The organism is Legionella bozemanae (assembly GCF_001648595.1).
In the GTDB taxonomy this organism is placed as follows: Bacteria; Pseudomonadota; Gammaproteobacteria; order Legionellales; family Legionellaceae; genus Legionella; species Legionella bozemanae.
Genome location: NZ_LBAW01000028.1, coordinates 1 through 13,280 on the forward strand (window position 1 = coordinate 1; position 13,280 = coordinate 13,280).

Below are 13,280 nucleotides of genomic sequence, written 5' to 3' on the forward strand. Positions count from 1 at the left end.
GTGCAGCGCTGGTGTTAGCAGCACCGGCGCGGCACGCTTCAAGATTAGTTTAGGTCTCTTTCCAACAAAAAGTCAACCAATCCGATGAATTGTGACGGCCCAATGAATTTTCAGATTTTTTAGTCAACCTCTATACGACTCAAAAGCAATGTATGGATTAAAACAACCTTCCCAAATGATAAAGACGATAACTTCTATGGGTATCATTGTGATTATCCGAATGCACAAGATTGTACTTGGGAAGAAATGGATAACTAAGAGCGTCGCTTTACTCCAAACAGATTAATTTTGGCAATTTATCGTGTGATCATATTCTGTTATAACGACCATATTTCTATTTAAAAACCAATTAATCCCTTCTCCCTGAGAGAGAAATTGCGGTTAGGTTTTAACGTCCCAAGCGTAAAGACTTCTTATTCAAAAGTGTTGCCAACGAATTCTTCATCTTAGTTTGTGGATATGCTTGTTGTTCCTCCAAAGCCCTAATCACTTAAAGACTGATTCTAAATCGTACTAATTTATAATTTTCCATATCGGTTTAAGGCATATTTTCCCATGTTTTTAGCGATTTCCCCTTCAGCGAAAAATACTTTGCCTGCAATTTCTTTCTGTAATAACACCGCTTCTTCTTCATCATGTGTACGGACAACAATTTCTATTTTTGGATTAAGTTGATAAGCATATTGAATCATCTTCCTTAGGTGGACAGTATCCGCTATGACAATCATGAGCATACTGGCATGAGCAATATGGCTTTGAATCAGCACGGCAGGTTTGGATGCATCGCCGTAAACTGCAGGAACACCAGAAGCTCGCAAACTTGCAATTAGCTCTCTGTTTTCCTCAATCACAACGTAAGGAATGTTTTTTTCAGAAAGTAAATGGGCAACGCGCTTCCCAACACGCCCATAGCCCACTAAAACCACTTGCCCTGCAAGATACTCTTTTTTTGTGGACATCGGTAATTCAGCCAAAGAATCGTGGGCGCGTTCAAAAAAATGGAGCAATCGAGGGTAAGACTTTATCCAAGCATGAACAGGATTCACTAATTTAAATATAAGAGGGTTAATCGCTATGGATATGAGTGCACCGGCAAGAATAAAACTTTGACCTTCTGTAGGAAGCATGCCTAAGCGTATCCCTAGCTCAGCAAGTATGAATGAAAACTCACCAATTTGCGCCAGACTTGCTGATACGATTAATGCGGATTGTAATGGATAGCGAAATGCAAGGACTAATGCAAAAGCTGCAATTGACTTGCCGATAACGATAATCCCCACCACAATTAAAATTTGTAAGGGTTGTTCAATCAACACAGAAGGATTAAACAACATGCCGACTGAAACAAAAAACAATACAGCAAATGCATCCCGAAGCGGCAAGGATTCTTCAGCAGCACGATGACTGAATGAAGATTCGCGCATAATCATACCTGCAAAAAAAGCACCTAAGGCAAACGAAACACCAAACAATTTAGAGGCCACATAGGCAATGCTAATTGCTGCAGTAATCACACATAAAGTAAACAATTCACGTGAGCCGGTTCGGGCAACAAGCCAGAGTAGCTTAGGGAAATACCGTCGACCGACCAAGAGCATGAATGCAATGAACGTTGATACCTTAAGGAGTGTTAGACCAAAAACCAACCACAGAGGTTTATGAATATCAACAGATGAGCTGTCGCCTAGCCAATGTGCTAGCGGTGGAAGCAACACAAGAACAACAACCATAACCAAGTCCTCAACCAAAAGCCAGCCTATAGCAATGTGGCCATTAATCGATTCAAGGGCTCCTCGTTCTTCAAGTGCTCTCAATAATACAACGGTACTGGCTACGGATAGAGAAAGCCCAAAAATTAAAGCGCTGCCATAATTCCAATCCCACATGATTGCAACACAACCGCCAAGTATTGTTGCTGCAAGGATTTGGGCTATTGCACCAGGGATAGCAATCTTGCGTACGCGCATCAAATCCGACAATGAAAAATGTAATCCTACTCCAAACATCAGCAGCATAACCCCAATTTCCGCAAGCTCCTGAGCGATACTGATATCTGCCATCAATCCGGGAGTAAACGGCCCAATAGCAACACCAGCTAATAAATAACCTACTAATGCGGGAATCTTAAGGCGTGCGGCAATCAATCCCAGGATTAATGCTAAAGCAAATCCCATGGCGATGGTGGTAATCAGGGGAAGCGAATGATGCAATCCAAATAGTCCTTTTTTAATTTTTACTCAATGTAAAAAGTTATCACGCATCATTCAAGAAAAATAGTCTAAAATTAATTATTAAATAGGAATTTTACTTTGAAGATCAATTAATAAAGTAAAGTGTAGCTCAATTGGTTATGAACTCATGGAGGAACAGGGAATGAAACAATTTCATAATATTCTGTTTGTAAGTAACGGAATTGATGATGAATCTGAAGCTTTACGACATACTATAAGATTAGCTGCTGATAATAAAGCAACCCTTGATATTCTGATAACATGCCCACCCTTTCCTCATAATCTTGATGAATATAAAAGCTCGTATGAAACGTTTCTTATAGAAAAAATGAACAAAATCATTGAATCAGCGAAAACTTCCTTATCTCTTAATAAGAAAGAGCCATTAATAAAGATAGAAATTGAATGTGGAAATACACCAGATATCCGTATTATTCAGCGCGTACTGCGTCATCCATACGATCTTGTAGTGAAAGCAGCAGAAAAAGATGGTAATAAAAAAGGTTTTAGGGCATTAGATATGGCCCTATTACGTAAATGCCCTTGCACTTTATTTCTTCATCGTCCGATAACTCCAGATAAAACGATTCATATCGCCGTAGCGATTGACCCCAAAGAGGAGGAGGTTTCAGGTCATGATCTTTCTATTAACCTTTTAAGGTTATCCAATGCTCTTGCAATACATTATAAGGCTAAATTAAGTGTTGTTACTTGCTGGGATTTCGTTTTGGAAGACTATCTGCGCCGTAGCGTTCTTATTGATATCCCCCCACCAGAACTGGATGAAATGGTGATGAAAGAGAGTCGCTCACATTATAGTGCATTATGTGCGCTGATCCATGAATCAGGCATAAAAGAGCAACCAACCATATATCACGTGAAAGGACATCCTTCTGAACTTATCCCTTCAAGCATTAATGAGAATAAAATTGATATTTTGGTGATGGGAACAGTAGCACGAACAGGAATAGCTGGTTTTATTATTGGTAATACAGCCGAAAATATTCTGCAAAAAATCAATTGTTCGCTTTGGGCGCTTAAACCACAGGGTTTTGTATCGCCTGTAAAAGCTTATTAAAGCAAAAAAACAACAATTTTCTTTTTCATAGTCTGGAAGAATTATGAAGAAAAATAACAGACTCCATTCATGGAATGATTGTACGGATAACGATATTTGTAATGAGCTTATGACTTCAACTGAAGAAGGTTTAACAATAAGCGAGTCGAAAAATCGCCTATTGAAATTTGGATACAATGAACTGCCCTCTTTACCTCCACAATCGGTCTTTAAAAGGCTTCTTTCTCAGTTAAATAACGCGTTAATTCTTGTATTATTGGCTGCAGCTATAGCAACTTTATTTTTAGGCCAGATTACCGATTCAGTAATAATCTTCGGGGTCATATTAATCAACACATTAATTGGGTTTATACAAGAAGGAAAAGCTGAAAAGGCGATTGCTGCTGTACATAGCATGCTTTCATTACATGCTACAGTTTTACGAGAAAATAAGCGAATGATTATTCCCGCAAGCGAGTTAGTCGTTGGTGATTTAGTGCTTTTGCAATCAGGAGATAAAATCCCCGCTGATCTTAAACTTGTACGTACTAAGAACTTGAAAATTAATGAAGCCATACTCACAGGAGAGTCCAACACAGTTGAAAAGAAAATAGGGGTATTAGCTTCTGATACTCCATTAGCAGAACAGACCAACATGGCTTTTTCAGGAACACTAGTGACTTCGGGCAAAGGGGAAGGGATTGTTGTTGCAACAGGAATTCAAACAGAAATTGGCAAAATCAACCAGTTACTTACCCATGTACAACCCTTAATGACACCACTTATAAAGAAAATGTCTTTATTTTCTCAATGGTTAAGTGGATTTATTTTAGCTTTTGCAAGTGTTTTGTTTCTTATTGGTTATTTTCTTCATCACTTTTCAGCACATGAGATGTTTATGGCCGCAGTAGGGATTATTGTAGCAGCAATCCCTGAAGGATTACCTGTTATATTGACGGTGGCTTTAGCTATTGGGGTTCAGCGCATGGCCAGCCGATATGCTATTATCCGAAAACTTCCTGCTGTGGAAACTTTAGGTTCAGTATCCATTATTTGCACTGATAAAACGGGCACTTTGACGCGCAATGAGATGTCTGTGCAGAAAATCTGCTTAGCAACGAGCGATCTGGATGTCAGTGGCGTAGGCTACAATGCGGAGGGTTCTTTTTATTTTGAAAGCAAGAAAATACAGCCTCAAGAAAATCATGATTTATTAACTTTGGGGACTGCGTGCGTACTATGTAATGATGCAGAATTGGATTTTCAGGATAATGAGCCAAAATTACAGGGTGATCCCATGGAGGGGGCTTTACTTTCTCTCGCAGCCAAAGCAGGAATATACCGACATCAGCTGGAAGAAAAACTCACATTGAAGGATGTGATTCCTTTTGATGCAGAACATCGGTTTATGGCTACCTTACACCACCAAGAGAAATCGGCTTTTATCTATTTAAAGGGAGCCCCCGAAGTTGTTTTCAATTTTTGTTCCTTCCAGCTTCATAATCAGGGGTATGATGCATTTGACCTTGACTATTGGCAGCAGAAAATTTCTAATTTGGCACAGCAGGGGTTACGCACGTTAGCGATTGCTTACAAACCTGTTTCAATCAATGACGAGAAGATAGAGTTTGCGGATGTAACGTCTGATTTGATACTGATTGGCATCGTGGGTATTATTGACCCTCCACGAGAAGAGGCCATTCAAGCAGTAAAAGAGTGTCGAGCAGCCAATATTCGAGTCAAAATGATAACAGGCGATCATGCTATCACCGCATTGGCTATCGCCAGGCAATTAGGAATAGGTGATGGTCAACACGTGTTAACCGGGAAAGAATTACACGAGCTTAGTGATGAACGTTTCGAGCAATCGATTGAAACAGTTGATGTTTTTGCACGCACTAGTCCTGAAGATAAATTACGGTTAGTCAACGCGCTGCAAGCCAAAGGTTATGTAGTTGCAATGACTGGTGATGGAGTCAATGATGCCCCAGCTCTAAAACGAGCTGACATAGGGGTAGCCATGGGACATAAAGGAACAGAAGTCGCCAAGGAGGCAGCTGAAATGGTTATCACAGATGATAATTTTGCCTCTATTGTCGCGGCAGTAAAGGAAGGACGAACCGTTTATGATAATTTAAAAAAAGCCATTTTGTTTTTGCTGCCAATTAATGGTGGTGAAACACTGAGTCTGGCTATTGCTATTATCATGGGTGCCACTTTGCCGATTACTCCGGTACAAATTCTATGGGTAAATATGACGTGTTCTGTAGCATTAGGGCTTGCCTTAGCTTTTGAACCATCCGAACCTCGTATCATGAAACGAGCGCCAACTCCAGTTCATGAACCTTTGCTATCGAAGTACCTTGTTTGGCGGATTATTTTTGTTTCCCTACTCTTTGTCGCTAGTGTTTTTACCGTGTTTTATTGGACATTGTGGCGCGGAGAAAGCCTGGAAACGGCACGAACAATGACCGTAAATACCTTAGTCTTACTGGAAATTTTTTACCTGTTCAGTTCGAGATATATACATGGCCCATCTCTAACCTGGAAAGGAATGCAAGGAACAAAACCTGTATTAGTCGCAATAGGATTAGTTGCTTTCTTGCAGTTAAGTTTTACTTATATGCCATTTATGCAAGAAATTTTTAAAACAGAACCCCTTACCCTTTGGCATAACGTTGGGATAGGAGTAATAGGCATCTTTAGCTTCATTATTATAGAATTTGAAAAATTAACGACTTTATTTAAGAAGTAAATAATATTAATGAGCTTGCAGATGGCAGAGTACTTTAGAAAGATAATTGAAACCGTTGCATAATCACACGTTCATTGGGACGGTTTCTCACTTTACTTGTCGAAGCGGTGGCATAATCACCGGCGGTTAAACATCCAGGTGTCTCTGGGGCATTTAATGCTCCTGTGGAACACCCCCCAACAAAACTAGTTTGATCATATTCTGTCATAATGACCATATTTCTATTTAAGAACCAATTAATCCCTACGCCCCAAGTGTTCGCTCTTTGTATAGAGAGCCTGGGATCAGAAAAGGTGTAATTGGTTTGCTCTTCTTCGGTAGTAAAAGAATTAAAAATACGATTGTCCAGCGCTAATTGTGACCACCTCGCGACTAATTGAAACGCGCCCCATCCCTTCTCCCTGGGAGAGAAGTTGCGATTAGGTTTTAACGACCCGAGCGTAAAGGCTTCTTGAGTCAAATTATAAACCACTTGCACTTCTGCTGCGTGGTTCGTCACTTCAACGAATTGCAGAGCATCAGCGTTGGGGAAAACAAGTCCTTTGGACAGGGTTTGCCGAGTTTGTGCCCATTCCCCAAATACGCCAAAAGGGCCTAGGAACCAAAAAGCTTGAGGATGAAGTCTTTTTCTTGGACCATTCCCGTGTACATCCGTTTCATAAAAGAAAATTGGATTTTGGCCAACAGAAACTAGAGCAGGTGGATTGCTTTGATTGTTTACCTCTTCTGTACTGCCAGCGATGCCAAATCCCAAATTTCTTAAAAGCGGCAAATAACCATTTAGGAAAGGATTGGTAAACAAGCGAACTTCAAATACTTTATTCGCTAAGGTTGCTGTCTCTGAACTAAAGGTAGTGGGTGTAACAGGATTTAATCCGGGATTGGTATTATCAAAAGTCCCTGTTAATACCCCAACCTCATAAGAAAACCAGTCATTGAATTTATTGTATTTATAATTATAAGGAGATTGATCGGTTTTTCGCTTTGGACCCACAGCTCCGTAGAATACGAAACCATATTCTCTGCTCGGCGCCATCATCGTTGCATAGCCACGTTCAACTGTATTGTTCGTAGCGGCCCCTCTCAATCGATCAAATCCTGTTAAGAGGCTTTTTTGTTTGCCAGCTCTTAAACTGAACACTTCAAAATAATGCAAATCAATAATGGCATCAAATAAGCGAGTTTGACCTTGACCAAAATCCGGTGTGAAATAAAAATCATTATATTTCAAAAAAGTACCATTAAAAATGGGGCGTACACGTCTCATCCAAAATCGATTCACATCATCCTGGTTAATCATATCGGTACTTTCGGCACCATTATTTATGGTTAATCCTCTTACATTGAAAAAAGCATCATTGTCAAATTGATAAAGACCATGCAGAAATAATTTGTTTTGGTTATCATTTGAAATGAAGCCAAAGCCATCTTGGCTCGCTATCGCATGGCCATAGTGCGATATATTTTTTTCTTTTTCATTAGGAGTTCCAGCAACAATAATTTGACAGAAAGAGAACAATAAGCTCCCTAACAGAAATTTAAAGCAGTGGGAATTTAGAATTATCGACACGACACGATCTTCCTTAATCCATAACAGAAGCCGAATATTGCCAGAAATGGTAGATAAGTGAAAGCACAAAAATTAACTATCCCCTCCCACTGAGTTGGCAAGGTGAAAAATGCTCGATGCCATAAAAATTTTTTTGGTGAAAAAGATAGGAAGACGTAAATTACCTTATAAAAACCGCCATTTTAGTCTCCTTCAGAGGCGTCAGCTTGGAGATTGATTTAAAAGATAATGCATTTCTCGTTTGCTGTGTTGTCATTTGTATTCACGGTTTGTAAGTATTCCTGTATCTCTGGTAATTGCTCAGCCCAATCAAGATATTCTCTTAATGGAATATAGAGGCTTTTTGTGGATCCAAAGGGTTGATCAGGATTAACAGCTTCATTGGGTTTGCGCAAATCGGCTACCTTCGTATTATCGTGAATCACTTGCTTATCTTCTAAGAATTTGATGAGCAAATAAAATGAAAGCGAGCTTGGTCGGTAATGTCCGCTGCTATTGCTTATGTGTGTAATAATTCCATTGTTTATCACCCACATGCCTGCACATCGTACACTTTTACCCGCACTCAATGAAGAATGATGGAATTTGCCAGCCTGATGAGGATGGGTAAGAAACTGATTTTCATTATCCTTGCACCATACAAATGCTGCTGATCCATATGCCGTGCCCATTTTAAAGCTATAATTTTTCATTTGTCTTGAATTTAATTTCTCAGCTTCTTCATCACTATTTTGGGGCTTTGAAACAATGTAATTTTGGCCCTCAATGTTTTTAAATGTCGCAATATGCGCATCTTTCAAAGCATAATCAATCAAACTAATTTCATACTTTTCTTTAAAAACTCGATTTTGAGTTAATATCTTATGATTTTCTAACCATAGAAAAAATGGAGTAGTGTCTTCGCTTTTTACCCAATCAATAAATGCAGAATTTATTCCGCACGTTTTATTAGGTAAGTTATTCATGTTAAATTCAAATTGCCGATGTAATGGATCAATTTTTTCGAGATATGTCCCACTGAATAATTTTAACCGTGATGGTGCATTTGATTTGTTACGTACTTTTAAATGTTCAATCATTTCATTGCGATTAATGTGATGAGATTTAGCAGTAGCTAAGAACGATTCGAGTTTGCTAAGGTATTGTAACTTATGATTAGACTTTTTCTGTAATGACAAAATCCAGTAATCAATACTATCTTCTAATTTCTTGTGGATCCCTTGTGGTTTTTGACCTAAAGCGTCTCCACGTTCTGCAACATAACGCTCACACAATTTTTCTATGTGAGATAACGCTTCTTTTCGGGCAATGATATTGTCTGCTTTTTTCTTTGCAAATTGATGGTATTTTGTTATTGCATCAGTTATTTCAGTAATAATGCTATTCTTTTTATCACCATGTGAAGAATGCAAAATAGCTTGCCATTCATTAATTGAGTAAATATCACGGCCGGTTATCTGGAACATTTTAGCGACTCCATATTTTATTCATATACTGCTTTTCGGTTGATTTTTTTGATAATAAAATCATTAGGAGAAGTTTAGTTATTGAACATTAAGATAAAGTTATGGCTCATCGGTTTTTTTGCGAAGCATATACTTCCAAGGGGGGAGCTTTCTTTAATGCAGAGTAATTTGACAATACTACGTTTATGACGAAAACTACACTTAATACACATAATGTAGCAATATATATTAATATGTTATATTATCCGCTTTTTTTAGGAGAACTCTATGGGTATTGTAAAAATTTCAAATGAATTGCATGAAGCCACTAAATTAATGGCTAGAGCCATGAGTCGTTCAATAAATTCACAAGCTGAGTATTGGATTAGAGTAGGAAAATTAGCAGAAGAAAATCCTTCTATTACTTACCCTGAAATTCTCAAAATTTTAGTAAACCAAGCATCATCAGGGGAAATACACGATGTTAGTGAAGACGCCTGAAGAAATACAAAAAATGCGCATTGCTGGAAATCTGGCTGCATCGGTACTGCAAATGATAGAACCTTATGTTGTTGCAGGTATAAGCACTATTGAACTGGAGCGAATATGTCGTAACTATATTATTGAAGATTTAAAAGCAATTCCTTCAACATTAAATCACTATGGATTTCCGGCTTGCATTTGTACCTCAATTAATCATGTTGTATGTCATGGAATACCTTCTAATAAACTACTTAAAAATGGCGACATCATTAATATTGACGTTACTGTTCAAAAAGATGGATACATTGGAGATACAAGTAAAATGTTTCTCATTGGCAATGTAAAACCTTTTGCCAAAAAATTAGTAGAAGTCACCCAGGAATGTCTTTATAAGGCAATTGCTCTTGTGCGTCCGGGAGCCCGACTCGGGGACATAGGGAGCATCATCCAAGAACATGCGGAGAAAAATCGGTATTCTGTTGTTCGTGAATTTGGGGGACATGGCATTGGTAGAACCATGTGGGAAAAACCTGATGTAATGCATTTTGGCCAGCCCAATACAGGGTTATCATTGCAAGCTGGAATGACCTTTACTATTGAACCGATGATTAATTTAGGAAGTAAGGAAATCAAGACATTAGGTGATGGATGGACTGTTGTCACAAAAGATCATAAATTATCTGCACAATGGGAGCATACCATTTTAGTCACTGATCATGGGTATGAAATCCTTACCTTAAGATCCGATGAGCGTATAGGTACTTCTCATTACTGGTAATATTTTCTAACAAGATAAATATCCCCTTGCCATACAAAAGATCTGCCTGCCCCTATTCCAGCAACAATGAGATAAAACTGGATTCCGTAAACAAGTCGTAGGGGCGGGACGTAGTGGATCGTTCTAATTATCCAAAATAAGCAAGATAATTGATCAAGTTAGGCCCTTTCATACTACCCCAGCCGGTTACAAGATCATAACCAGGTACTGCTGAATAAATGCCAGATTGGCCGAAAATGACATCATGAAAAACGATACCATAAACGGATGATGCTCCAAGATAATAAAGAGTATGACTAATAAATCCAAGCGTCGTATGGTGAACGGCGGCTGTCTGTTGATTAGCCAGAGCGATATAGGCAGCCCACATAGGAGCCGCAAAACTAGTGCCTCCGAAATGGTTTGCCGTACACGGTTTTTGATTGGCGCACACGTAAAAAGTAAAATTCGCATTGGCGGCTACATCTGGGCCATTACGCAAAAATTGCGAACCATTATTTCTTGAGTTGATCACGCCTGGAATGGTCTGCCATGGGGGGATCGGAACATTGTCTGGGGAGACGCCGCCACCGCTATGTGACCAGGCTGTTTCCGACTGCCAAGCACCGCCTGGGCCAGTAGTAATCAAGTCAGTACCACCAACTGAGACAACATATGGAGAATCTGCCGGCCATGCCTCGGCTTTGCCAGTCTTCTCCCAGGTAGAATCATCGCCCGATGCTACAAAAAAAGTTTGACCTTGAGCCATCATTCTCACCCAGTATGGGTTAAGTGTGTTTGGATCAGCAGGTGTCCATCCCCATGAACAGCCAATAGTCGTAGGTAAAGGATTATGCGAAACCATAGAGCTGAAAATTGCAGTATCAGTGGAGCCTATATACATTACCAAACTTGCGAGTCCAGGAGCCATACCAAGAGCCTGTGTCATATCCAGTGTTTGTTCAACATCGTCACACGATGGATGGACGCAACTCGTTGGTGTACCGTCTGTGGAGAGCAAGGTTATGGGTACCCTATTAGTTTGACCAATATTGTTGAAATAAGTGTATAAATCAATCAGATTTGTACCCGCATATTCAAGCAGCCCGAGATGTTGGCCTGCACCAGTCAGAGCTGATGGCCCTTTTACTCCATAGTAAGCGGCCCTCATGTCGCTGCCTAAGAATGAGTTCTGAGGACCAGAACCTGTAGTCGCCCTGGGTTCACCCAGCTCCTGTTCTCTATATTTATACCGAGGATGAGGGATTGAATAGTTGTCTAAGCCAGAGATATGCCATAGAGGGAATGGCAAATCCACCGTGGGCTCGCGATCTGGGGCATAAAATATGCGGTTTTCTTTGGCGTCCTTGTACATCTGCATGGATATATTGAAGGTTTTCTCGATATTCGCAACAGAGCCTTCAATCTGAATGTCCATACCATCGCGAGAGCCTCCTACTACCTTAAAGCCGTGATCTTTGGCGAACTGAATTACGGTGTCATAATCCTCCTGACTCGGACCAAATCTATCAGTAAACTCTGATACGGTGAGGAACTTCCGATAAAAGGGACTTGCAGGATTATAAAGTTCTTTTACAAAACTATCTAATCCCTCCTGATCACGCAGTGGTAATACAATGTCGAGACGCAAAATTTTGGTCGCAAGCATAGGACGCACGTATGTCGCAGTTCCATTTGCAACTTCGGGATAAATATGGTGTGTTAGGAGCTCTTGTGCCTGTGCCATAGCACTCATCCCATAGAGGGCTGTCGTTAATCCTAAAGCTATAGAGAATCTTCGTAAAGTTGTCTCACTCAAGTGTTTTTCTGATCGCTTCATAAATACTCCCTTATTTATTTAATAGCCGGTACGATAGCAAATATTAGCAATGATAATTCAACCCGACACGAACAGCCGCTGCAGTAAATTTGGTGGTGGTATTAATTTGTGCAGCACCAAAAACAATGGGTTGAATCGGCAAAAAACTCCTCTGGGATAAGACAACATTATTATTTATTGTGCCAATGTCGTAGTAAATCCCTTCAATTTTAGCACTCCAATTAGCTCGAAATATCCATTCCAATCCACCCCCAGCTGTCCATCCAGTACCAGTCTTCTTTATATTGTTTTGCATGGTAATAGGAGCATAGCTAGGAAATCCTAATGATTCATTTGCGGTAAACGCTTCATTCAATACAACACCACCGTAAGCAAACCCACCGGTGCCATAGAAAAGTACAGATGGAGACCATAGATAACCCAATCGACCACGAACTGTCCCAAGATAATCAAGTTTTTTGGTAACAGATATCGTTGCGTTATAATATTCGGCAGGAAAATCAACCAAAGGAACCATGCGGGCCGCTTGAGCAGTTGCATTAGATTGGGTAAGACCATCGATGTCTGCTTCAAGGCCAACAACGAATTGATTTTGCAACTGATAATTGTAACCGACTTGACCACCGCCAATAAACCCATCTGTATTAAGTGAAAAATTATTGGTTCCTACAACAGCCAGTGCGTTTGCAATATTTTCTGCGCCCAATGAAAACAATGGATCTGCATAACCAGGTGAGCCCACGGTATTCACTGCTTTATTTGTAGACCACCAATATCCAGCATTAGCACCTATATAAAATCCTGTCCAGCCATGGGGCTCAGCGTGAATTGGTCCCATGCTCCCAGAATATGAAATACTGCTACAGCTCGCGCTTGCAATAGTTATGAGACTTAGAACAACCTTTTTCATATCATCATCCTTAATATCAAATAATAAACGAACAATCCGTTGTCATCATAAAAATCTTTACGATAACATTTGTAAAGGCGTTTGCCATAGAAAAAAATCACTAAAATTTTTTATTAACTGAGAATTATGCTCAAATACCCCTCAAAAAAATATTAAGAGCACAGAAATATCTAAAAATCGATCAATAAATTGAATAGATTTAGATCTTGTAGTAAAATTTACAGCCATAAAA

The 13,280-nt window shown here is 39.6% G+C and carries 9 protein-coding genes; 4 read left to right on the top strand and 5 right to left on the bottom strand.

What is annotated here, in order from left to right:
* Positions 1-518: 518 nt before the first annotated feature.
* Positions 519-2,210: a cation:proton antiporter domain-containing protein gene (locus tag A8O27_RS15700; RefSeq protein ID WP_058460876.1), complete on the bottom strand. Its 1,692-nt coding sequence runs from the start codon at positions 2,208-2,210 to the stop codon at positions 519-521.
* 163 nt (positions 2,211-2,373) lie between these two features.
* On the opposite strand from A8O27_RS15700, the gene A8O27_RS15705 reads away from it, so the two are divergent.
* On the top strand, positions 2,374-3,309 hold the full coding sequence (locus tag A8O27_RS15705) for a universal stress protein (RefSeq protein WP_058460877.1): 936 nt from the start codon (positions 2,374-2,376) through the stop codon (positions 3,307-3,309).
* 43 nt (positions 3,310-3,352) lie between these two features.
* Positions 3,353-6,043: a cation-transporting P-type ATPase gene (locus A8O27_RS15710; protein ID WP_058460878.1), complete on the top strand. Its 2,691-nt coding sequence runs from the start codon at positions 3,353-3,355 to the stop codon at positions 6,041-6,043.
* 34 nt (positions 6,044-6,077) lie between these two features.
* Here the strand turns inward: A8O27_RS15710 and A8O27_RS15715 are convergent, their stop codons facing one another.
* Positions 6,078-7,562 carry a porin gene (locus A8O27_RS15715; RefSeq protein WP_058460879.1) on the bottom strand — a complete coding sequence of 495 codons (1,485 nt, stop codon included), beginning with the start codon at positions 7,560-7,562 and terminating at the stop codon, positions 6,078-6,080.
* 269 nt (positions 7,563-7,831) lie between these two features.
* Positions 7,832-9,079 (bottom strand): IQM protein middle domain-containing protein, encoded by a 1,248-nt coding sequence (locus A8O27_RS15720; protein ID WP_058460880.1) that lies wholly within the window; start codon positions 9,077-9,079, stop codon positions 7,832-7,834.
* 267 nt (positions 9,080-9,346) lie between these two features.
* Here A8O27_RS15720 and A8O27_RS15725 point away from each other — a divergent pair, with 267 nt between their 5' ends.
* Complete coding sequence (locus A8O27_RS15725; RefSeq protein WP_058460881.1) at positions 9,347-9,559, top strand: ParD-like family protein; 213 nt, start codon at positions 9,347-9,349, stop codon at positions 9,557-9,559.
* On the top strand, positions 9,540-10,319 hold the full coding sequence (gene map / locus A8O27_RS15730; RefSeq protein WP_058460882.1) for a type I methionyl aminopeptidase: 780 nt from the start codon (positions 9,540-9,542) through the stop codon (positions 10,317-10,319). The genes A8O27_RS15725 and map overlap by 20 nt, the downstream gene beginning before the upstream one ends.
* Before the next feature lie 127 nt (positions 10,320-10,446).
* Here map and A8O27_RS15735 read toward each other — a convergent pair whose 3' ends face one another.
* Complete coding sequence (locus A8O27_RS15735; protein ID WP_058460883.1) at positions 10,447-12,138, bottom strand: S53 family peptidase; 1,692 nt, start codon at positions 12,136-12,138, stop codon at positions 10,447-10,449.
* Positions 12,139-12,181: 43 nt separating this feature from the next.
* Positions 12,182-13,048 carry an outer membrane protein gene (locus tag A8O27_RS15740; RefSeq protein ID WP_058460884.1) on the bottom strand — a complete coding sequence of 289 codons (867 nt, stop codon included), beginning with the start codon at positions 13,046-13,048 and terminating at the stop codon, positions 12,182-12,184.
* Between the last annotated feature and the right edge of the window lie 232 nt (positions 13,049-13,280).